Origin of the sequence: Ensifer sp. Root423 (assembly GCF_001426275.1) — a bacterium.
GTDB lineage: Bacteria > Pseudomonadota > Alphaproteobacteria > Rhizobiales > Rhizobiaceae > Ensifer > Ensifer adhaerens.
Map to the genome: position 1 here is coordinate 1 of NZ_LMEG01000044.1, position 21,675 is coordinate 21,675.

General features: G+C 62.1%; 24 protein-coding genes. 12 read left to right on the forward strand and 12 right to left on the reverse strand.

Features of this window, described 5'->3' with window-relative positions; all coding sequences use genetic code 11:
- Window positions 1-268 precede the first annotated feature (268 nt).
- From ASD01_RS37020 to ASD01_RS27190, 5 genes are all read right to left on the reverse strand, one after another.
- Complete coding sequence (locus ASD01_RS37020; RefSeq protein WP_060644801.1) at window positions 269-574, reverse strand: hypothetical protein; 306 nt, start codon at window positions 572-574, stop codon at window positions 269-271.
- Window positions 574-2,139, reverse strand: coding sequence for an IS66 family transposase (gene tnpC / locus ASD01_RS27175; protein ID WP_082584711.1), 1,566 nt, complete (start codon window positions 2,137-2,139; stop codon window positions 574-576). Before tnpC ends, ASD01_RS37020 begins: the two co-directional genes overlap by 1 nt.
- Window positions 2,140-2,211: 72 nt before the next feature.
- A complete protein-coding gene (gene tnpB, locus ASD01_RS27180; protein ID WP_060644803.1) occupies window positions 2,212-2,559 on the reverse strand; it encodes an IS66 family insertion sequence element accessory protein TnpB in 348 nt (115 codons plus the stop codon).
- Window positions 2,556-2,918: an IS66-like element accessory protein TnpA gene (gene tnpA, locus ASD01_RS27185; RefSeq protein WP_037126023.1), complete on the reverse strand. Its 363-nt coding sequence runs from the start codon at window positions 2,916-2,918 to the stop codon at window positions 2,556-2,558. The genes tnpB and tnpA overlap by 4 nt, the downstream gene beginning before the upstream one ends.
- 76 nt (window positions 2,919-2,994) lie before the next feature.
- Window positions 2,995-3,666 carry an alpha/beta fold hydrolase gene (locus tag ASD01_RS27190; protein WP_060644804.1) on the reverse strand — a complete coding sequence of 224 codons (672 nt, stop codon included), beginning with the start codon at window positions 3,664-3,666 and terminating at the stop codon, window positions 2,995-2,997.
- A 211-nt stretch (window positions 3,667-3,877) separates the two neighbouring features.
- Between ASD01_RS27190 and ASD01_RS27195 the strand changes: the two genes are divergently transcribed.
- From ASD01_RS27195 to deoA, 9 genes are all read left to right on the forward strand, one after another.
- Window positions 3,878-4,585 carry a lysoplasmalogenase gene (locus ASD01_RS27195; RefSeq protein ID WP_034805132.1) on the forward strand — a complete coding sequence of 236 codons (708 nt, stop codon included), beginning with the start codon at window positions 3,878-3,880 and terminating at the stop codon, window positions 4,583-4,585.
- Window positions 4,575-5,987, forward strand: coding sequence for a coniferyl aldehyde dehydrogenase (locus ASD01_RS27200; protein WP_034805320.1), 1,413 nt, complete (start codon window positions 4,575-4,577; stop codon window positions 5,985-5,987). Before ASD01_RS27195 ends, ASD01_RS27200 begins: the two co-directional genes overlap by 11 nt.
- Window positions 5,988-6,082: 95 nt before the next feature.
- Entirely contained in the window at window positions 6,083-8,401 is a 2,319-nt protein-coding gene (locus ASD01_RS27205; RefSeq protein ID WP_060529496.1) for a heavy metal translocating P-type ATPase, read from the forward strand.
- A gap of 248 nt (window positions 8,402-8,649) precedes the next feature.
- Entirely contained in the window at window positions 8,650-10,185 is a 1,536-nt protein-coding gene (locus ASD01_RS27210) for an ABC transporter ATP-binding protein (RefSeq protein WP_034805126.1), read from the forward strand.
- On the forward strand, window positions 10,182-11,315 hold the full coding sequence (locus tag ASD01_RS27215; protein WP_034805123.1) for an ABC transporter permease: 1,134 nt from the start codon (window positions 10,182-10,184) through the stop codon (window positions 11,313-11,315). Before ASD01_RS27210 ends, ASD01_RS27215 begins: the two co-directional genes overlap by 4 nt.
- A 4-nt stretch (window positions 11,316-11,319) precedes the next feature.
- Window positions 11,320-12,291, forward strand: a complete 972-nt coding sequence (locus ASD01_RS27220; RefSeq protein WP_034805120.1) for an ABC transporter permease — start codon at window positions 11,320-11,322, stop codon at window positions 12,289-12,291.
- Window positions 12,292-12,295: 4 nt separating this feature from the next.
- Window positions 12,296-12,688, forward strand: a complete 393-nt coding sequence (locus tag ASD01_RS27225) for a cytidine deaminase (protein ID WP_034805117.1) — start codon at window positions 12,296-12,298, stop codon at window positions 12,686-12,688.
- Window positions 12,685-13,491: a purine-nucleoside phosphorylase gene (locus ASD01_RS27230; RefSeq protein WP_034805114.1), complete on the forward strand. Its 807-nt coding sequence runs from the start codon at window positions 12,685-12,687 to the stop codon at window positions 13,489-13,491. Before ASD01_RS27225 ends, ASD01_RS27230 begins: the two co-directional genes overlap by 4 nt.
- Window positions 13,488-14,804, forward strand: a complete 1,317-nt coding sequence (deoA, locus tag ASD01_RS27235) for a thymidine phosphorylase (protein WP_034805112.1) — start codon at window positions 13,488-13,490, stop codon at window positions 14,802-14,804. The genes ASD01_RS27230 and deoA overlap by 4 nt, the downstream gene beginning before the upstream one ends.
- Here deoA and ASD01_RS27240 read toward each other — a convergent pair.
- The 7 genes from ASD01_RS27240 to ASD01_RS27270 all read right to left on the reverse strand — a co-directional run bounded on the left by ASD01_RS27240 (window position 14,797) and on the right by ASD01_RS27270 (window position 20,278).
- Window positions 14,797-15,324, reverse strand: coding sequence for a TIGR02281 family clan AA aspartic protease (locus tag ASD01_RS27240; protein WP_034805316.1), 528 nt, complete (start codon window positions 15,322-15,324; stop codon window positions 14,797-14,799). The genes deoA and ASD01_RS27240 overlap by 8 nt on opposite strands.
- Before the next feature lie 128 nt (window positions 15,325-15,452).
- Window positions 15,453-16,082: a uracil phosphoribosyltransferase gene (gene upp, locus ASD01_RS27245; protein WP_034805105.1), complete on the reverse strand. Its 630-nt coding sequence runs from the start codon at window positions 16,080-16,082 to the stop codon at window positions 15,453-15,455.
- A 117-nt stretch (window positions 16,083-16,199) separates the two neighbouring features.
- Window positions 16,200-17,168, reverse strand: coding sequence for an adenosine deaminase (locus tag ASD01_RS27250; protein WP_034805102.1), 969 nt, complete (start codon window positions 17,166-17,168; stop codon window positions 16,200-16,202).
- The gene (locus ASD01_RS27255; RefSeq protein ID WP_034805099.1) at window positions 17,165-18,385 is read right to left on the reverse strand and encodes a phosphopentomutase; all 1,221 of its coding nucleotides are present in this window, start codon (window positions 18,383-18,385) and stop codon (window positions 17,165-17,167) included. Before ASD01_RS27255 ends, ASD01_RS27250 begins: the two co-directional genes overlap by 4 nt.
- 141 nt (window positions 18,386-18,526) lie before the next feature.
- On the reverse strand, window positions 18,527-19,114 hold the full coding sequence (locus tag ASD01_RS27260) for a TadE/TadG family type IV pilus assembly protein (protein WP_051659691.1): 588 nt from the start codon (window positions 19,112-19,114) through the stop codon (window positions 18,527-18,529).
- A gap of 10 nt (window positions 19,115-19,124) precedes the next feature.
- Complete coding sequence (locus tag ASD01_RS27265) at window positions 19,125-19,748, reverse strand: TadE/TadG family type IV pilus assembly protein (RefSeq protein ID WP_034805082.1); 624 nt, start codon at window positions 19,746-19,748, stop codon at window positions 19,125-19,127.
- Window positions 19,749-19,864: 116 nt separating this feature from the next.
- Window positions 19,865-20,278, reverse strand: coding sequence for a pilus assembly protein N-terminal domain-containing protein (locus ASD01_RS27270; RefSeq protein WP_034805079.1), 414 nt, complete (start codon window positions 20,276-20,278; stop codon window positions 19,865-19,867).
- A gap of 257 nt (window positions 20,279-20,535) precedes the next feature.
- Here ASD01_RS27270 and ASD01_RS27275 point away from each other — a divergent pair, with 257 nt between their 5' ends.
- The 3 genes from ASD01_RS27275 to ASD01_RS27285 all read left to right on the forward strand — a co-directional run bounded on the left by ASD01_RS27275 (window position 20,536) and on the right by ASD01_RS27285 (window position 21,562).
- Complete coding sequence (locus ASD01_RS27275; protein ID WP_034805075.1) at window positions 20,536-20,721, forward strand: Flp family type IVb pilin; 186 nt, start codon at window positions 20,536-20,538, stop codon at window positions 20,719-20,721.
- Window positions 20,722-20,749: 28 nt separating this feature from the next.
- Entirely contained in the window at window positions 20,750-20,935 is a 186-nt protein-coding gene (locus tag ASD01_RS27280; protein ID WP_034805073.1) for a Flp family type IVb pilin, read from the forward strand.
- Window positions 20,936-21,049: 114 nt separating this feature from the next.
- A complete protein-coding gene (locus ASD01_RS27285; RefSeq protein WP_034805070.1) occupies window positions 21,050-21,562 on the forward strand; it encodes an A24 family peptidase in 513 nt (170 codons plus the stop codon).
- Window positions 21,563-21,675 lie beyond the last annotated feature (113 nt).

Genomic DNA, 21,675 nt, shown 5'->3' on the forward strand with positions numbered 1-21,675 from the left:
GCTCATAACCTGAAGGCCGCAGGTTCAAATCCTGCCCCCGCAACCAAATCAAAAAAAGCCCGCATGGAGAAATCCAGCGGGCTTTTTGACGTTTGAACGGCGCGCACACAGGCGCAAGTCGCAAGCTCAGGCAAGGGCCAAAAAACCGATCACGTCCGCCAGGATGGCATTCAGCGCAAACGCACGCTCCAGTGGGACATAATGGCCGCAAGCCGGGAGGACGGTGAGCGTCCGGCGAAGGCATTTTCGCTTGGTCGAGAGGCCGATATTATAGGCCGCGTTTCATCTCGTCTGCCATAACGCGTTCGACCACATCCGGATCGCATTGTTCATCGACGAGAAACTGGCGGATTCCACCATCCCATGTCCGTATGTCGGCGAGGAGATCTTGGAGCTCGTCCACGCCGTTCTCGGTCAGGCCCTTTGTGCCGTATTCGCTGCCGTCGCGGACATAAAGCAATTCGCCTTCGCTGATATTATCCGAGTTGGCGGTCACCTCTTCGATCAACTCGAGGTTCTCGCCGATCATCTCAGCGACCTCTTTGAGGGTATAGATGATCCTTGAGCGTGCCATCACGCAGCCTCATACCGGTCTTTTGCCGGAGTCCACTGCCACGGGAGCAGTGCCTCAAGTCGATCCTTCGGATGGCTCTGGATCCGGGTCAGGACGTCTGTCAGATAGGTCTCTGGATTGTGGCCATGGAGTTTAGCTGTCTCGATGATGGTCAGGATATTGGCGATGCGCTCGCCGCCCTTGTCTGATCCGGCGAAGAGCCAGTTTTTTCTGCCAATTCCAAGCGGCCTCATGGCGCGCTCAGCTATGTTGTTATCGATTTCGACACGGCCATCGTCAACGTAGACGCTCAAAGCTGCCCATCGCGAGAGAGCGTATCGCATCGCTTCGGCAAGCTTCTGTTTCTGCGGGAGCGTCGAAAGCGTCGTTTCAATCCAGGCCTTGAGGTCCGTCAGAATGGGTCTGGCGTGTTGCTGGCGCAGTGTTCGCCTCTCGTCAGCCGACATGCCGCGGATACGATCCTCAATATCGTAGAGTGCACCGATGCGCGACAGTGCCTCGTCGGCGATCGGAGATGGCTTGAGCTTGATCACATCATGGAACTTGCGGCGCACATGCGCCATGCAGGCAGCTTCGATGATCTGGTTGCCGTAAAGCTTGCCGTAGCCCGCATACCCATCCGCATGCATTACGCCGGTGAAGTGAGCGAGGTGTTCAGCCGGATGCACGCCCTTTCGGTCGGGGCTATAGTAATAGGCGATCGCTCCGGGCGTGGGATCCTGGTAGCCGCTGCCATCGAAGACATAGACCCAGACCCTGCCGGTTTTCGTCTTTCCTCGTCCTGGGTCGAGAACATCGACCGGCGTATCGTCCGTGTGTATTCGGTCGACCGCGGCGATATGGGCTCTGATCAGCAAGATGAGGGGCGAGAGCAGAACGGACACACGGCCAACCCAGTCCGCCATGACAGACCGGGAGATGTCTATCCCCAGCCGGTCGTACATCTCGGACAAACGGTAGAGTGGGATATGATCGTCAAACTTGGCGACCATGATGTGTGCGAGCAGTCCTGGTCCAGGTTTGCCTCGCTCGATCGGCAAGGTCGGCATCTCACCCGATACCGTTGTATCGCAGTCCTTACAGACCATGCGCTTCTCGATATGCCGGACGATCTTCACAGAAGCCGGCACATGCTCCATCACCTGGACCACCCTGTCGGCCGCCTTCAGGAAGGACTTGCCACCACACGTCGGGCAACTGCAGGGCGCTGTGTACACCCGCTCTTCAGTTGGAAGGCCATCCGGCAGAGGCCTGCGTTTCGGCTTGTCGGGGGTATCATCCAGATCTGGCAGCAGGCCTTTTCCGGAACGAGCATCAGCTTCGGCGCGAGAGGCTTCGATCTCCTCGAGCATCAGTTCGAATTGCTCAATCTTCCGATCGATCTTTTCCGAGGATGCGCCGTGCTGCCGATGTCGGAGCAGATCCAGCTGCGCGCGCAGAAGACCGATGATCGAGTCGCGTTTGATGACTTCGGCTTCTTGTGCGCTGAGTTTCGCCGCCTGTTCAGCGACGAGCGCGCGCAATGCCAATAGCTCGTCCTGACTGTCCAGCGGGGGTGCTTTCATGCCCAAAAACATAGCCGATTTGCAGCGAAAGCACTAGCGTTTTGCCTCGGATGTCACTGTAAAATATAGCTTTTAACCCGTGCGGCCAGGGGCGGAAGTCCACGCTGGTCGGCGCCAGTCAATGCCTTCAACAAGCATCGACAACTGAGCCTGCGTCAGATGCGCAACGCCATCTTTCGCCGTCGGCCAAGGAAAGTATCCGCGCTCGAGAATCTTGTAGAATAGGCAGAACCCCTGGCCATCCCACCAAAGAAGCTTGATCCGGTCGGCGCGCTTTCCACGGAAGCCGAAGATCGCTCCGCAACCCGGCGCTTCCTTGATCACTGCCTCGACCATAGCAGACAGACCATCGATACCGCGCCGCATATCGGTCACCCCGCAAGCCAAGTAGACCCGCACATTTCCTGTCGGCCCGATCATGCAGCCTCAACACACGCGATCAACGATGACAGCGTCTTGCGTTCAATGTCCGCCGGAACTTTCAAACTGCGACCATTTCGTAGCTGGATCTTGATAAGCGCGGGCGCCCCGCCGGCCGCCGGCATCTGCCCGAGGCTTACTTCGTTGACCAGGTGGACCGGAAGGAACGTCGCTGACACATCGAAGTGGCTAAGCGTTTTCCGCCATAAACGGATCTGCGCAGGATAAATGTCATGGCGACGAGCGACGTCACCAATGCGAACGCCCGGTTGATCGGCTTCAGCCAATATCGCCAGCTTCGCTTCCTTCGACCACCGCCGCCTACGCTCAACGCCGGAAATGATCTCCATGCGAGCCATGCCAACCTCTCAGATCTGATATTAGTGTCAGCACTAATGCTGGTTCTAATGCCAGAACATCGCCTAACTGGCTCGCTCAGCAAAATCCGCTCACCGGACGCTCACGGAGGACGTGCAAACGGCCGTCGATCGCGGCTGCGGCCTGTGAGGCGCTCGCCCTTGGCCCCGGAGCGACGTCGTCCGCTCCGGACACGATCGTGATCGGCCCTGGAAACGTCGAGAGGCAGTGATCCCGGCTCGGCCGCGTATGAAACACGGTAACGCCCCTTGCTATCTCCGCCGCCGAGGATCGTAACGCCATTTCTTTCGCCCGGTTGACAGTCGCCGCACCGGTGGTGCGGGAAAACAGCGGCGCCCAATAGGATTCCCAGGCAGCTTCCGGGCCTTCCTCGTCAATCAGCCTGAGCGCAGAGGCATGGAAAGTCGGATCGGGATGATGCCTGGCCTTCGTGCCGATCAGCACCAGCGCCGAGACCCGTTGCGGTGCGATGGTCGCGACCTCGAGCGCGCATGATCCGCCGACGGAACAGCCGACCACGATGATATTGTCGCCCTTCAGCGGTTCGAGTGCGGCCCGCGCCCATGCGTCAATCGTCTCTCCCGAAGAATAGAGGGTCGGAGCATGGGTTGCGTCTGGCAGCAGATGCATCTGCTCCGCCCACATGGAACCGTCGAGCGGCAATGCGTGCAGCAGCAAGAGTTCGGGGGCCGATCTTGGCTGCGGTCCGTTGGCGGAATGGGCGATCATGGAACGCACTATGAGCCAGCCGCCGGCGAAATGGCAATCCTGCCGCGCTTCGGACGGTTCACCAGCGGAGCGATGTCCGCAATAGTCCGTCAGGAGTGTAGTGTTGCTCGATATGCCCGCGCGCCCCCGCTGGACAATCGCGCAAAAATAGAAACTATCGCCGTGGCCGGAACAGAGTCGAAACGCGGCCTTAGGGCGGGAGTGGCGCGACATGAGTTATCAGGGAACCTTGGACGTCCACCGAAGCCGGCCCGTCCACGTGCTCTTTTTCGTCTGCGCCGCTTTGGCGATCCTCGGCAGCCTGCTTGCCGCCCCCGACGATTCTCCCTGGCGCTGGCTGCATTATCTGACGAAGCCGACGGCGACGCTGCTGCTTCTCGTCGTGGTGTTGCGAACGATCTCTGAAACACCCAGCGCCTATGCCTGGGCCGTTGCTATCGGTCTCGTCTTCGCGGCGGCCGGCGATGTCTTTCTTATGCTGCCGGGTGATTATTTCCTGGCAGGCCTCGTTTGCTTTCTGCTGACCCATTGCACCTATATTTACGCACTCACCCGTGATGCCAAGTTTGCCGAAAGCAAAGGCATCTTCGCGGCCTTTGCCCTCGTTGCGCTCGCCGTTGTCGGTGGGCTCTGGACCTCGCTTCCTGACGAAATGCGCATTCCCGTCATCATCTACGCCCTGGCGCTTGGAGCAATGGCGGCTCAGGCCATTTCCCGCGCCCGACAGCTTTCGGGAACGCCCCGGGCAACGGCGGCACGGCTCGCCGCCTATGGCGGCCTGTTGTTCCTGATCAGTGACAGCATACTCGCCTATGGCCGCTTCCGCTTCGCGATCCCCTTCAACGCGCTCTGGGTGCTTGGCACCTACTACGCAGCCCAATGGTTCTTTGCCCGCTCGACCGATGACCATAGCCACTGACAACCCCGCAGGTCTCCATGCCACTTTCGACGGGCTACGCACGACCTGGCGCGACAACCGGCCGTCCGTCGAACAACGCCGTGCGGACCTGAGCCGGCTCAGGGACCGCCTGCGTGCCCGCATGGAGGAGATGTGCGAGGCGATCGAAGAGGATTTTGGTCATCGCGCCCGGCATGAGACGTTGCTTGGCGAAGGGGGTGTCGTACTCTCGGAGATCGACCACATGCTGGCGAAGCTCAAACACTGGGTTCGGCCGGAACGACGCAAGGCCGGTTGGAAGCTATGGCCGGCGAAGGCCGAAGTGCGCTTCGTGCCGCTCGGTGTCGTCGGTATCATTTCGCCGTGGAACTACCCGGTCAACCTGGCGCTTGCCCCCTTGGTGGCGGCGATCGCGGCCGGTAACCACGTGTACCTGAAGCCGTCCGAACACACGCCGCGCACCGCGGAATTCCTTCGCTCGCTGCTTGCCGAAGTCTTTCCCGAGACACGGGTGGCTGTTGCCCTGGGGGCCGCCGAGCTTTCGGCAGCCTTCTCCGCCCTTCCCTTCGATCACTTGTTCTTCACCGGCTCGACCGCCGTCGGCCGCAAGGTGATGGCGGCGGCCGCGCAGAACCTGACACCTGTCACGCTGGAGCTCGGCGGCAAATCGCCGGCGATCGTCGGCGAAGCCGCAGACCTCGCCAAGGCTGCTGCGCGCATCGCGACCGGAAAGTTCTTCAACGCCGGGCAGACCTGTATCGCGCCCGACTATGTGCTGATCCATGAGAGCAGGCGGGATGCTTTCGTGGAGCAGCTCAAACGGGAGGCTGTGGCGCGCTATCGGTCGAAGCGTGGTCTCGACGATTACACGTCGATCATCAACGACGCCCAGTACGAGCGCCTGAAGCGGCTCATTGCGGATGCCGAGGCGCGCGGTCATCCGGTGGTTTCCCTTCTCGAAGGGGCAGCAGACGCGATAGCGCGGGAACGCGTCCTGCTGCCGACGCTCGTGCTTGATCCGGACCACGACAGCGCCGTCATGGGCGAGGAGATTTTTGGGCCCATCCTTCCCATCGTCAGTTACGCTTCCATCGACGAAGCCATCGCCTATGTGCGCGATCGCGACCGCCCGTTGGCACTTTATTGCTTCAGTCGCGATAACGTTGAAATCGAGGCCGTCCTGTCACGCATCGTCGCCGGCGGGGTCTGCGTCAACGACACGCTCTACCAGTTCGGCTGCAACGACCTGCCTTTCGGCGGCGTCGGCGCCAGCGGCATGGGCCACTATCACGGGCGCGACGGGTTCCTGACCTTCTCCAAGGCGATGCCGGTGCTGAGGAAACTCGATCCGGCGCCGAGCGACCTGGTGAAACCGCCCTATCGGGGCATTGCCGACTGGGTCATCCGCTTCCTGTCGCGATAATTCGCCAAAAAATCTGCAATCACGCAGCAATTTGGCCTTGTAGCTCTAGTTGCTAGAGGTCGTAGCCTTGCTTCAGAATTTGCAAGGAGCAGGTTATGGCGAGCACTATTCGGGAAGCCCGTTATCGCGTCGAGGGCATGGATTGCGCGTCCTGCGCGTCCAAGATCGATACGGCGGTGCGCCGGCTGTCGGGCGTCGAGGACGTATCGGTCTCTGTGTCGGCGGGCACCATGTCGGTCAAGTTTGCCGACGAAAACGATCTTGCGACGTCGATTGTGAGCAGGGTCGGAAAGCTCGGCTATCGTTTGCATCCGATCCAGGCAGGCCAGGCGTCGGAGCGGAAAGCGGCGCATGTCTGCTCCGGACACGATCATGACCATAACCACGACCACGATCACGGCGATCACAGTCATGACCATGACCATGACCATGATCATGGTCATCGACACGATGAGCACGCCCATCATCACGAGGGTAACGCCAGCCAGAAGGGCGAGACAGCCGCGGCAGCGATGGGCCTTCACGGTCATGACCACGGCCCGACGAGCGGCCCCTGGTGGAAGTCGGGCAAGGGCAAGCTGACGATTGCCAGCGGCCTGGCGCTGATTGCCGCCTATGCGGTCGGCAAGACGATCCCGGCGACCGAGCCCTGGATCTTTACCCTCGCCATGCTCGTCGGCCTGTTGCCGATTGCGCGGCGCGCCTTTGTCGCTGCGACCATGGGCACGCCGTTTTCGATCGAGATGCTGATGACGATCGCCGCGATCGGCGCGGTCTTCATCGGCGCGACGGAAGAGGCGGCAATGGTCGTCCTGCTCTTCCTGGTCGGTGAACTGCTGGAGGGCGTGGCCGCCGGCAAGGCGCGCGCCAGCATCCAGTCGCTGACGGCGCTCGTTCCGAAATCCGCCTTCGTCGAGCGCGATGGGCGGCTGGATGAGGTTCCGGCCGAAACGCTGAGCGTGGGCGCCGTCATTCTCGTTCGCCCCGGCGACCGCATTCCGGCTGACGGAGTCATTCTCTCCGGCGAAAGTGCCGTCGACGAAGCGCCGGTTACCGGCGAGAGCACGCCGGTGCGCAAGGAAGTCGATGACACCGTGGTTGCGGGCACCGTCAATGGCTCCGGCGCGCTGCGCGTGCGGGTCACGGCCGCCGCTGCCGACAACACCATTGCGCGCATCGTCCGCATGGTGGAGGAAGCCCAGGAAAGCAAGGCGCCGACCGAGCGCTTTATCGACCGCTTCTCGCGCTACTATACGCCGGGTGTCGTCGTCGTCGCGGCGCTTGTGGCGGTGCTGCCGCCGCTTCTCTCCGGCGGCTTCTGGGACGAGTGGATCTACAAGGGTCTTGCCATTCTCCTTATCGGCTGCCCCTGCGCGCTCGTCATCTCGACACCGGCAGCGATCGCCGCCAGCCTTTCGGCCGGCGCCCGTCGTGGGTTGCTGATGAAGGGCGGCGCCGTGCTTGAGAATGTCGGCAAAGTCACGGCCGCCGCCTTCGACAAGACCGGGACGCTGACGGAAGGCAAGCCGAAGGTGACGGATATCGTCGGCTTCGGCCGGTCGGAGGCGGAGGTCCTGCGTCTTGCCGCAGCGCTGGAGCAGGGATCGAGCCACCCGCTTGCCCGGGCCATCCTGGAGCGCAGCACGGCTGATGGCGTTGCGATCCCCAATATCGCCACCGTGAATGCGGTGGGCGGCAAGGGGCTGGAAGGGACCGTCGAAGGCATCGCGCTGTTCTTCGGTTCGCCGAAGGCCGCAGCCGAGCGGACGCCGTTGACGGCAGACGAAAAGGCGCGCGTCGCCGCGCTCAACGATGAAGGTAAGACCGTTTCGGTGCTGGTCGCCGGTGGCGTGATTGCCGGTGCCATTGCAATGCGTGACGAGCCCCGGCCGGATGCGGCGGCTGGTGTGAAGGCGCTCACGGACGCCGGCCTCCGCGTCGTCATGCTGACCGGCGACAACCGCCGCACGGCCGAAGCGATCGGCCGCCAGTTCGGCATGGAAGTCCGTGCGGAGCTCCTGCCCGAGGACAAGCAACGCATCGTGCGCGAACTGAAGGCGGAAGGCTTCAACGTCGCCAAGATCGGTGACGGCATCAACGACGCGCCGGCGCTGGCCGCGGCCGACATCGGTATCGCCATGGGCGGCGGCACCGATGTGGCGCTGGAAACGGCGGACGCGGCGGTGTTGCACGGCCGTGTCGGCGACGTCGCGGCGATGATCCGGCTCTCCCGCTCGACGATGCGCAACATCGTTCAGAACATCACGATTGCGCTTGGCCTGAAGGCGGTCTTCCTGGTGACGACGATCATCGGCGTTACCGGCCTTTGGCCGGCGATCCTCGCCGACACCGGTGCGACCGTTCTCGTCACGATGAATGCCCTCAGGCTGCTTCGGCCCGTACGAGCCGTCTGAGAACCACCAAATAATCCCAATATGAAGGACCGGCGGCACCCGTTGTCGCCGGTTTTTCGCGTCCAAGTGCCTGTGTATATTCACGCTGGACTCTCACCAGCGATCTGATGAGAGTATAAGGAGATCACGGTTGAGGGCTTTCGCCCCGAAAAATCGATGATAAACTTAGACCAAATGGTAAAAAAATCGCCGGCACGGTTTCTGGGAAGAATGCCGAAGCGGGCCAGTTTGGGGATCGCAAGGCCAATATGGACAATATTGCCATCGAACTGCGTGGGATCGACAAGAGTTTCGGTCCGGTCCACGCCAACAAGAACATCAATCTAAAAGTCCGCAAAGGGACGATCCACGGCATCATCGGCGAAAACGGTGCGGGAAAATCGACCCTGATGTCGATCCTCTACGGCTTCTATCAGGCCGATAGCGGTGAAATCCTCGTCGACGGAAAACCCGTAGCGATCCGCGATCCGAATGCGGCGATCGCCGCCGGCATCGGCATGGTCCACCAGCATTTCATGCTGGTCGAGAACTTCACGGTGCTCGAAAACATCATGCTCGGCGCCGAGGACAGCCAGATCCTCAACAAAGGTATTGCCAAGGCGCGCGTCGAGCTGAAGCGGCTGGAGCGCGAATATGCGCTAGAAGTCGATCCGGATGCCGTCATCGAGGAACTGCCCGTTGGCCTGCAGCAGCGCGTCGAGATCCTGAAAGCACTTTATCGCCGGGCCGATATCCTGATCCTCGACGAGCCGACCGGCGTCTTGACGCCGGCTGAGGCCGACCATCTCTTCCGGGTGCTCGAACAGCTGAAGAACCAGGGCAAGACCGTCATCCTCATCACCCACAAGCTGCGCGAGATCATGGCGATCACCGACGAGGTGTCGGTCATGCGCCGCGGCGAGATGGTAGCAACGCGCACGACGGCTGAAACCTCGGTCGAAGAGCTTGCCGAACTCATGGTCGGGCGTCGCGTCTTGCTGCGTGTCGAAAAGGGCGAGGCCAAGCCCGGCGAGGTGAAGCTCGCGGTCGAGGGGCTGACGGTCAAGGACGGCCGCGGTGTCACCATGGTTGACAACGTCTCCTTCAACCTGAGGGCGGGTGAGATCGTCGGCATTGCCGGAGTTGCCGGCAACGGCCAATCCGAGCTGCTCGAAGCGATTTCGGGCATTCGTCGCGCCGTGTCGGGCTCCGTGCTTCTCAACGGTAAGCCCATCGACGTTACCGGCCGCGCCGACCCCTCCGAACTGCGCAATCGTGGTCTCGCCCACGTGCCGGAAGACCGCCACCATGTCGGTCTCGTGCTGAAGTTCGAGGAATGCGAAAACGCGATCCTCGGCTATCATCACGACAAGCGTTACCTCAACGGCGTCTTCCTGAACGTCGATGCGATCCGCAAGGACGCAGAGCAGCGCATCGCCGAATACGATATCCGCCCGCCGAATCCGCGGCTGAAGACCGCCAATTTCTCCGGCGGCAACCAGCAGAAGATCGTGCTGGCGCGTGAAATGGAGCGCGGGCCCGATGTGCTGATCATCGGCCAGCCGACGCGCGGCGTCGATGTCGGCGCCATCGAATTCATCCATAGACGGATCATCGAGATGCGCGACCAGGGCATGGCTGTCCTGTTGGTCTCCGTCGAGCTCGATGAAATCCGCGCCCTGTCGGACCGTATCCTCGTCATGTTTGCCGGCCGTGTCGTCGGCGAGCGCGATCCGGATGCGACCGAGGGCGAACTCGGCCTGCTGATGGCCGGCGTTGAAGGCCGCAAGGAGGCCGCAGAATGAGCACCCCCTATGCTAAGCTTCCGGGCTGGGTCGAATACGGCCTCGTCCCGCTGGTCAACCTCGCTGTTGCCTTCCTCGTCGCCGGTCTCGTCGTGTTGCTCGTCGGTGAAAATCCGTTGGAAGCGGCCTATCACCTGATCAACGGCGCCTTCGGCCGCGGCGAATATCTCGGCTTCACGCTGTACTACGCCACCACCTTCATCTTCACCGGTCTTGCCGTCGCAGTCGCCTTCCATGCCGGCCTCTTCAACATCGGCGGCGAAGGCCAGGCCTATGTCGGTGGTATCGGCGTGGCGCTTGCCTGCCTCTGGCTCGACCAGACGATGCCGTGGTTCGTGGTGTTCCCGCTGGCGATCCTCGGGTCCGCCTTCTTCGGCGCTGCCTGGGCCTTCCTGCCCGGCTGGCTGCAGGCCAAGCGCGGCAGCCACATCGTCATCACGACGATCATGTTCAACTTCATCGCCTCGAGCCTGATGGTCTACCTGTTGACGCGGGTGCTGAAGCCGCTCGGCTCGATGTCGCCGCAGACGCGCACCTTCGCCGAAGGCGGGCAACTGCCCAAGCTCGATTGGCTGCTCGCGATCTTCGGGCTGGATATCGGTACGGCGCCGTTCAACGTCTCGTTCCTGCTGGCGCTCGTCGCGGCCTTCTGCGTCTGGCTTCTGATCTGGCGCACCAAGCTCGGCTATGAAATGCGCACCATGGGCCACAGCCCTTCGGCCGCGCGCTACGCCGGCATGAGTGAAAGCCGCATCACCGTCATCACCATGATGATATCCGGTGCGCTTGCCGGCATGATGGCGCTCAATCCGATCATGGGCGAGCAGGGGCGCATGCAGCTCGACTTCGTGCAGGGCGCAGGCTTCGTCGGCATCGCCGTGGCGCTGATGGGCCGCTCGCATCCGGCCGGCATCATCCCGGCCGCCATTCTCTTCGGCATGCTTTACCAGGGCGGAGCCGAAATCTCCTTCGAAATGCCGTCGATCTCGCGCGACATGATCGTGATCATCCAGGGTCTCGTCATTCTCTTTGCCGGTGCACTCGAAAACATGTTCAGGCCGGCGATCGCCCGGCTGTTTGCGATGCAGAGCCGCCGTGCGGCCGTCGTGGCACAGACCAAGGGAGCTTGAAGCCATGGATTTCTTCCACGTCATCGTGGTGCTCCTCGAGTCCACCATCCGCGTATCCGTCCCGCTGATCTTCGCAGCGCTGGCAGGGCTCTTCACCGAGCGCGCCGGCATCTTCGACATCGGCCTTGAAGGCAAGATGCTTGGTGCTGCCTTTGCCGCCGGCGCTGTTGCGGCCGTCACCCAGTCGGTCTGGATGGGGCTGCTTGCCGCCATCCTGATCTCGATCGCGCTGTCGCTGGTGCACGGCTATGCGTCGATCACCCAGCGCGGCAACCAGATCGTCTCGGGTGTCGCGATCAACTTCATCGTCGCCGGCTCGACCGTCATCCTTGGCGAGGCCTGGTTCCGCCAGGGCGGCCGCACGCCGGCACTCGGCGAAGGTGCGCGCTTCCAGACGATCACCTTCCCCTATGCCGACAGCATCCGCGAAATCCCGATCCTCGGTCCGATCTATTCGGACCTGCTTTCCGGGCATTTCATCCTGACCTATGTCGCCTTTGCCATGGTGCCGCTCAGCTGGTGGATCCTCTACCGCACCCGCTTCGGCCTGCGGCTGCGCGCCGTCGGCGAGAACCCGGGCGCGGTCGACACAGCCGGTATTTCGGTGATCTGGATGCGCTATCGCGCCGTCATCTGCTGCGGCATTCTCTGCGGCTTTGCAGGTGCCTATCTGTCGCTGGCCATGACCGCCGGCTTCGTCAAGGGAATGACCGCCGGTAAGGGTTATATCGCGCTGGCAGCGTTGATCTTCGCCAAGTGGCGTCCATTCAACATCATGCTCGCCTGCCTGCTTTTCGGCTTCCTAGATGCGCTCGCCATCCGTCTGCAGGGCAATCCGCTGCCGCTGATCGGCCAGGTGCCGGTGCAGTTGATGCAGGCGCTGCCCTATATCCTCACCGTAATCCTGCTTGCCGGTTTCATCGGCAAGGCCATTCCGCCGAAGGCCGGCGGCGTCCCCTATGTCAAGGAGCGCTAGAACCATGGAAAAGGAACTGTTCGAAGCCGCGCGTGACGCAATGGCCAAGGCGCATGCGCCCTACTCGAAGTTTCCGGTCGGCGCGGCGATCCGCGCCGAGGACGGCAAGATCTATACCGGCGCCAACATCGAGAACCTGTCCTTCCCCGAGGGCTGGTGCGCCGAGACCACCGCGATCAGCCATATGGTCATGGCCGGTCAGCGCAAGATCATGGAAGTCGCCGTCATTGCCGAGAAGCTGGCGCTCTGCCCGCCCTGCGGCGGCTGCCGCCAGCGGCTGGCGGAGTTCTCCGGCGCCAGCACGCGCATCTTCCTGTGCGACGAGACCGGCGTGAAAAAGACCCTGGCACTGTCGGACCTGCTGCCGCACAGCTTCGAGACCGAGATTCTCGGATGACCGCGGCCGCTGAACTGTTGAAAGCCAGGCTCGGGGACCTCTCTCCACGCTATGGCATCGTGCTCGGCTCCGGCCTCGGTTCTCTGGTCGAGGCTTTGGACGAGACGTTGCGCCTCTCCTACGCCGAAATCCCGGGCTTCCCGGTCAGCAGCGTCTCCGGCCATGCCGGCGAACTTGTGGCCGGAACGCTCTCGGGCGTGCCTGTTGTCATGCTGTCTGGTCGGGTCCACTACTACGAGCAGGGCGACGCCAATGCGATGCGCGTCCCGCTCGAAACCCTGAAGGCGCTCGGCATCGAATGCCTGGTGCTGACCAATTCCGCCGGATCGCTGCGGGATGATCTGCCGCCGGGATCGGTGATGCGGATATCCGACCACATCAACTACTCGGGCTTCAACCCGCTGATCGGCGTCGACAGCGACGATCGCTTCGTCGGCATGACCAATGCCTATGATGCCGAGCTTGCGGAAAGAATGCAGGAGAGCGCCGAGCGCCTCGGCATTCCGCTTCTCGCCGGCGTCTACATGTGGTTCTCCGGACCGAGCTTCGAAACGCCGGCGGAGATCCGCATGGCGCGCATCCTTGGCGCCGATGCGGTCGGCATGTCCACGGTTCCGGAAGTCATCCTCGCGCGCTTCTTCGGCCTCCGCGTCGTTGCCGCCTCGGTCATCACCAATTTCGGCGCCGGCATGACCGGTGGCGAGATCAGCCATCACGAGACGAAGGACATGGCGCCGATCGGCGGTAAGCGGCTTGCCGCGATCCTCGCCGACATGATCGCGGCCGACGCGGTGCGCGGGTGACGATGCTTCCGCAGGAAACCATCAGGCGCAAACGCAACGGCGAGCACCTCGCCTCGGCCGAGATCGCGGATTTCGTTCGCGGCCTGTCGGATGGTTCGATCTCCGAAGGGCAGGTCGCCGCCTTCGCCATGGCGATCTGGTTCTCCGGCATGAGCCGCGAGGAGACCGTCGCGCTGACATTGGCGATGCGCGATAGCGGCGAAACACTCGACTGGAGCGCCATTAAACGACCCATTGCCGACAAACATTCGACCGGCGGTGTCGGCGACAACGTCTCGCTGATGCTGGCGCCGATCGTTGCCGCCTGCGGGCTCGCCGTGCCGATGATATCAGGGCGCGGCCTCGGGCACACCGGCGGCACGCTCGACAAGCTCGAATCCATACCCGGCTATGATATCCAGCCGTCGGCGAGTGTCTTCCGCAGGACGGTCGACGAGATCGGTTGCGCGGTCATCGGCCAGACCGCTAATCTCGCGCCTGCCGACAAGCGCCTCTATGCGATCCGCGATGTCACTGCGACCGTCGATTCGGTACCGCTGATCACGGCCTCGATTCTGTCGAAGAAGCTCGCGGCCGGCCTTCAGTCGCTGGTGCTGGACGTCAAGCTCGGCAACGGCTCCTTCATGAGCGATGCGCGTGAGGCCGAAATCCTGGCGCGCTCGTTGGTCGACGTTGCCAATGGCGCCGGCGTTCGCACCTCCGCACTCCTGACTGACATGAACGAGCCCCTGGCAGACGCGGCCGGCAATGCACTGGAGATCGACAATTGCCTGGCTTTCCTTCGAGGCGAGAAGAAGGGAACGCGGCTTGAAACCGTCGTGCTCGCCTTTGCCGCCGAAATGTTGGTGGCCGGCGGCGTTGCCGGTGATGCCGAACAGGGTGAAGCCCAGGCGCGCAAAGTGCTTGGCAGCGGAGCGGCACTGGAACGGTTCGGGAAGATGGTACATGCGCTGGGTGGCCCGGCGGATTTCATCGAGCGCTCGGTCGCCTATCTCGGACGTGCGCCGGTCATTCTGCCGGTCGAAGCCGAGCAGTCCGGCTATCTCGCCGCCTGTGAGACGCGGGAACTGGGCATGGCCGTCATCGCGCTCGGCGGCGGGCGTTCGCATCCAGACGACAGGATCGATCACCGCGTCGGTTTCGATGCGCTGAAGCCGCTTGGAACGCGGGTCGCGAAGGGCGATCTCATCGCCTTCGTTCACGCGGCAGACCAGCAGGCGGCGGAAGCGGCCCGGCGACGCCTTTTGGCACTCTACACGATCGATGAGGTCGAGCCGGAGACGAGGTCCCCGATCCTCGCGAAAATCACCTGACCAGATGCAGGTCGCCGTCCTCGACACGGAAAGAGGACAGCCGGTTCAGGAAGGTCATGCCGATCAGAGTCCCCGAGAGCGCCTTGTCCGGAAGCACCAGCGCCTGAACGTCGCGCACCGATATGCCGCCGATCTCGATTCGGCTGAGGACCACCGGCGCTGCCCCGACGATGCCATTGGCCGTGTTGACACGTGCCGCGGCGAAGTCGAGCGTGTTCGCCGAAATCCCGAGCCGCCTTGCGGTTGAAAAGTTGATAGTGATCGCACTGGCGCCGGTATCGACCAGTCCGCGTTCCGTTCGCCCATTGATGCGGAAGGTGCCAATGAAGTGCCCTCTGTCGTCGGCGTCGAGCACGACGCTGCGCCCCATCGCGTATTTCGCGGTGGTCGTCGGCGGGGCTGCAGCTACCTGAGTGACCTTCCCGTTGTCTGGGTGGGACAGAAACCTGGTCGCAAGGTTCGGGACCACGATGGCCGCGACTGCCGCAGCGCCGGCCAATGTCAGCAGACGGACGAGCATGGACATCACCTCTTAATCGAACTTATGCTCGTGCAAGTAGAGCCGATGATGCCTAAGACGACATAAAAAAACCGCCGGGATCCGACGGTTTTCTCATCGATTTCAGATCCTGGTTAAGGATCTGAAAATCACTTGGTGCCGTACATGCGGTCGCCGGCGTCACCCAGACCGGGCATGATGTAGCCGAGTTCGTTCAGGTGGCTGTCGATCGAGGCGGTGAAGATCGGCACGTCCGGGTGCGCGCTCTGGAAATTGCGGATGCCTTCAGGAGCGGCGAGCAGGCAGAGGAAGCGCATGTTCTTGGCGCCGCGCTCCTTCAGCTTGTCGATCGCCGCGATCGAGGAATTGCCGGTGGCAAGCATCGGATCGACGACGATGATCAGGCGCTCTGACAGGCTCTCCGGTGCCTTGAAGTAGTATTCCACCGCCTCCAGCGTCTCATGGTCGCGATAGACGCCGATATGGGAGACGCGGGCCGAAGGCACGAGTTCGAGCATGCCTTCGAGCAGCCCGTTGCCGGCGCGCAGGATCGAGGCGAAGACAAGCTTCTTGCCTTCGAGGACCGGCGAGTCGATTTCCTGCAGCGGCGTTTCGATGCGCTCCATCGTCAGCTCTAGATCGCGCGTCACCTCGTAGCAGAGCAGCGTCGAGATCTCACGGAGAAGCCGGCGGAAACCCGCAGTCGAGGTCTCCTTCTTGCGCATGATGGTCAGCTTGTGCTGCACAAGCGGATGATCGATCACTGTAACGCCGTTCATGGCTCACCTTTCCGGATTTTTTGTATCCGTCCTTTTTCCATGGAATGCGCCGTCGCCGCAAGGGTATTGGCCGACCGGAGACCGTCATCCCCAGCCGGCAAATCGCGACCTGTACCCCTAGATCCGCGTCAGCAACCGCTGACGCGTCGCCTCGTCGACAAAGGCGGCTTCGATCGCGGTCCTGGTCATGCCGTTGATCTCATCGTCGCTGAAGCCCATCACCGCGGAGGCGATGTCGTATTCCTGGGCGAGCGAAGTGTGGAAGAACGGTGGGTCGTCGGAATTGAGCGTGACGCGCACGCCGGCCTCGTGCAGGGCCCACAGCGGATGCGACGCGAAATCGGGGAAGACCTGAAGCGAGATGTTGGAACCGGGGCAGACCTCGAGCACCACACCCTCATCGGCGAGGCGCCGCACCAGATCCGCGTCTTCGATCGCCCGCACACCGTGGCTGATGCGCGACGGGCGCACGTGGTCGAGCGCGTCGCGAACGCTGAAGGCGCCCGAGAGTTCGCCCGCATGGATCGTCAGCCCGAGGCCGGCATCACGCACGATGTCGAAGGCGCGCGCGAAGTCGGCGACCTTGTGCATGCGCTCTTCGCCGGCAAGGTTGAAGCCGGTGACGAACTTGTGTTCGCGCCTGGCGGCGAATTCGGCCGTCTTGATCACCGATTCCGGGCCGAGATGGCGGATGCCCGTGATCAGCATGCGCGATTCGATGCCGGTCTTCTGCCGGGCGGCTTCCATTCCGGCGGCAAGACCTTCGAGATAGGCGTGGGCACCCAGGCCGATCGTGTTGCCGTGGTCGGGCGAAACGATGATTTCGCTGTAGATCGTTCCGGCTTCGGCAAGTTCGGTCAGATAGGCTTCCGCGAGCAGCGCGTAGTCTTCCTCGGTCTTAAACAGCGAGGCGATGGCGTCGTAGCATTTCACGAAGCTGGTGAAGTCTTCCCAGACATAGGCCTTGTCGCGGATGATTGCGCTGGTGTCGACGCCATATTTCTCGGCCTGGGCCAAAGCCAGTTCGGGCGGCGTCGCACCCTCGATGTGGCAATGCAGTTCCGCCTTCTTCAGATGTGCGGTCAAATGAGGCTTCTCCCATGGTGGCCCGGCGCGATGCCGAGATGCTTGGCGACGGTTTCGCCGATATGCGTGAAGGTATTGGCAATGCCAAGCGAGCGGCTGCGCAGGGACGGCCCGAACATCAGCACCGGCACGCGCTCGCGCGTATGGTCGGTACCGCGCCAGGTCGGGTCGCAGCCATGGTCGGCCGTCAGGATGACGATGTCGCCCGGCTGCAGGCGACGGTCGAGATCGGGCAGGCGCGCGTCGAAGGCCTCGAGGGCAGCCGCATAGCCGGCAACGTCGCGACGATGGCCGTAGAGCATGTCGAAATCGACGAAGTTGGTGAAGACCAGGCTTCCGTCCTCGGCCTCGTCGATGGCTGCAATGCTGGCATCGAAGAGCGCCATGTTGCCATCGGCCTTGGTCAGCTTGGTCACGCCCTGATGGGCGAAGATGTCGCCGATCTTCCCGATAGCGTGAACCGAGCGCTCGGCCTCCACCAGCCGGTCGAGGATGGTCGGCTCCGGTGGCAACACCGAAAAGTCGCGCCGGTTGCCGGTGCGCACAAAAGTCTGCGGGCTCGCGCCGACGAAGGGGCGGGCGATGACGCGGCCGATATTGTAGTGGTCGAGCAGGCGGCGAACGATCTGGCAAAGCTCGAGCAGGCGGTCGAGGCCAAAACTCTGCTCGTGCGCTGCGATCTGGAAGACCGAGTCCGACGAAGTGTAGCAGATCGGCTTGCCACTGCGCATGTGCTCCTCGCCGTGGCGGACGATGATATCGGTGCCGGAGGCGTGGCAGTTGCCGAGAATGCCGGGAATGTTGGCCTCGCGGCAGATCGCTTCGACGAGCTCCGGCGGAAAGGCGTCGCCTTCGGCGGAGAAGTAGCCCCAGTCGAACATGACGGGGGTCCCGGCGATTTCCCAATGACCGGAAGGCGTGTCCTTGCCGCGCGATACTTCGCTCGCCGCACCATAGGCGCCATAGACGCGATTGGGCACCGGCATGCCCTGGGGAATGGTGCCGGTCGCAAGCTTTGCCGCGTGGATCAGGCCAAGCGCGGACATGTTCGGCAGGCTGAGCGGGCCCTCGCGCAATCCGGGCCGGTCGGCAGCGCCGATAGCGCAGAACTCGGCGATATGGCCAAGCGTGTTGGCACCGAGATCGCCGAAGGCTTCGGCGTCCGGCGCTCCGCCTATGCCAAAGGAATCGAGAACGAATAGAAAGGCACGCGCCATGATGCACCTGACAGCGGGCGCGCGGCGATCGCGGCCCGAGACCTCCGGAAAAGCGCAGGTACGCCCGCTAGGGCACCCGCGCAATCTCGAAGGGATAGCGCCGCTCGTTGCTCAATGCAATTGCGCCGCATGTCTGTCTGATCAGCAATCCGAGCATTTTATCGGCTGGGAGAGGCGTGCGTGGAAGTAGGCCGTCTTGGAGAGATCGATGGTCTTTGCCGTCGCCTGAAGGTTGGGCGCATAGAGCAGGAGTTCGTGCGGTACGGTCAGTTCCGTGCGAATGACGAAGGAGTTGGTCGCTGTGAACTGGGCGGGCAGGGAGACCTTCGTATTGACGGCATAGGGCGTGCCGCCTGCCTGATCGCGCGACCACAGGATCGTGCCCTCATTGGTGTTCGTGACCGCGATGCCGCTGATCTTCAGCGTGTAGTTGGCATTTCCGTAGGGCGCCAGGATGCTCTTTGCGATGTTCGGCACGTTGGCGAGGAAGGCCTTGTTGACCTCCGTCTGCTGCGCGACGACGTCGGCCGTAGCGCTTGCGGCGCGCGCGGTCTTGCCGGCAACTGTAAAACCGACCGAGAGTTCGAAGGCGCCGAGATAGGCCATCACCAGCAGCGGGGCGACGATCGCGAATTCGACCGCACCGACGCCGCTTCTGTCGCGCCGTAGCGCGCCAAGTGTCTTGGTAATCGGCTTGAGGCGCAGGATTTCTAACGCGGAATACGGCATCGGGGGCGCCTCACTCGCTCTCGTTGCGGAAGGTGGCGGTCGCCACCATGAGATAGTCCTTCGGCATGCTTGAGCCGGCGGGCCGCAGGTTGGTGATGAACGGCCTGACGAGGTCCGTGAAGACGCTCCAGCGATAATAGGCGCGAACCACGTTGAAGGAGCCGGGGCCGCCAGGAGCAAACTTGAAGCCGGTCGTGTCGATGTCGGTGGAATCGGCCTTCCGCGGGATCAGCACGGGAAACTTGCTGAGATCACTGACCGCCCTGACGTCCAGATAGAATTGCGAGGGTAGGCCGGCTTCAGTGGCCGAGCACTTCATCAGGACCGAGATCTCGTCGCAGAACGCCTGGCGGAACTGAGCCTCGCTCATGTCGGTCTGTTTTCCCTGCTGGAAGGTGATCTGACCGGTGCGGACCTTGCGCGCCATCGTCTCCGTCGCATTCGCCAGGAGCTGGTCGCCGTAGAAGGCGGCGAAGGTTTCGAGCGAGGCGAAGATCACCACGAAGAAGGGAAGGGCGAGAATGGCGAACTCGATACTCGTCGTGCCTTTGCGGTCGCGAAGGAAGCGGCTGAAAATGCCTTTTCGCCTTTTTTCGGCCCCGCTCGGCCGCCATGTTGCCTGCTCGATGTTCATTGCGCCGTCCCATCATGTTACGCCAGACGGGCGGCAGATTATGGAGCAACCATTGATATTTCGTTCTCAGGGATGGTGCGCATTTTAACGAACCACGCGCTTCGAACCCATAAAAATCAATTGGTGCTACCTGTGGTTTTGCGTTCCGCGTGACGCTCACAATTTGGCGTGCAGGAGAGCACGGTGCGGGACGTTTGTTTATAGACGCGCACGGTGTTACCTTCGTCGATCGACACCAGGATCCGCTCGTCGACGATGGCGTTTCCGTCCTGATCGAGGATGACCAGGTTGGTGGTTCCGAAGTTGCGGCCGGTAATGACGATCGTACGGGCGTCCGCAACCGTCGCGTCCGCCACCTCGGCATTGCCGATGATGACCTTGCTGACCGGGCGATCGAGCTTCAATACGCGCGCATGATCCATATACACACGCATCATGTCGCTTTCGGCCGCGGCGGCAACCGATGGGGCGAGGGCGGCGATCGCGAATGCGAATATGGCGGCTCGGCCGGTCGCGAATGGCGTGGTCATGGCGGGTCCCTAGGTGGTGTTCACGCCATATTCACCGCTCTTGGTGAACGAACCGTTAAGTCGATTCTATCGAGGCCTTGCAGAGGCTTCGCCGTTTTCTGTTCGTTTACCCAAAAATCAGGGATGCTTCGTTAACCTTCAGGTAACCGCCTTCTTTAAGTCGATGGCAATGCGCCAGGACTAGTTTGGGGTTCATCCGATCAACGGCAACAGTTGGCGGAAGTGCTGAACAACAAACGTGAAGTAGGAGAATCATCATGAAGAAGATTTTTGCCCGTCTGATGAAGGACGAGTCCGGCGCGACCGCCATCGAGTATGGCCTCATTGCCGCGCTCATCTCCGTTGCCCTGATCGCAGGCGCAACGACCCTCGGCAACTCGCTGAACAGCACGTTCAACGGCCTCGGCGGCAAGCTGACCAGCACCACGGCTGGCAAGCTCTAATCGGGAAAGCAAGCGAGGAGAAATTCGCATGACGAAGATTTTCCATCGCCTGCTTCGGGATGAAACCGGCGCGACTGCCATTGAATATGGCCTGATCGCGGCTCTCATTTCCGTCGCCCTGATTGCTGGTGCAAGCACGCTCGGGAACTCGCTAGATTCCACGTTCAACGGGATCGGTGGCAAGATCACGACGAGCACGTCCGGCAAGCTCTGACGAACAGGTTTCGCAAGAACCTGTAATGGAGCCGCCCCCAAAAGGCGGCTCTATTGTTATCTGGAAGCCAGCAGGCATCGCAGATTGTTTGCTCTCACTTCGGAGGCAGGAAGCATGATTGAAGCTGCCATATTCGTGGTCTTCCCTTTTTGCCTGGGATTTGCGGCGTTTTCCGACCTGCTGACGATGACGATCCCGAACCGTGTTTCGGTGATCCTGCTTGGTGCCTTTTTCCTGGTGGCGCCAATGTCCGGCTTGGGGTTCGCCGAGATCGGCCTGCATCTGCTCGCGGCCGCCGCAGTCTTTGCCGCATGTTTTGCCCTGTTTGCGACGAACGTGATGGGCGGCGGGGACGCGAAGCTCCTGACGGCCTGCGCCATCTGGTTCGGCCTGACGTCGTCGTTGACGGCCTTCCTGCTTTATGTCTCGATCTTCGGCGGCGTGCTGACGCTCGCGGTGCTTTTGTTGCGCCAGCAGGAGGATACGATCCTTGCGAGCGGCATTCCTTTCCCGCAGCTTTTGCTCACGGCCAAGAAAATTCCTTACGGGATCGCGATCGCGCTTGGGGGCTTTGCCGCCTATCCCTCGTCGCCGCTTATGGAGGCGGCCTTCGCGCGGCTCACTTGAGAGGCATTTGAGCTGACTGGTCAGCTTTTGTTAACTGCGCTCATAAGTAATCCGTTAACCATAATTACACCAATTCCTGATCAATCTGAGCCTGGCATTTTTTCGGGGCTCGG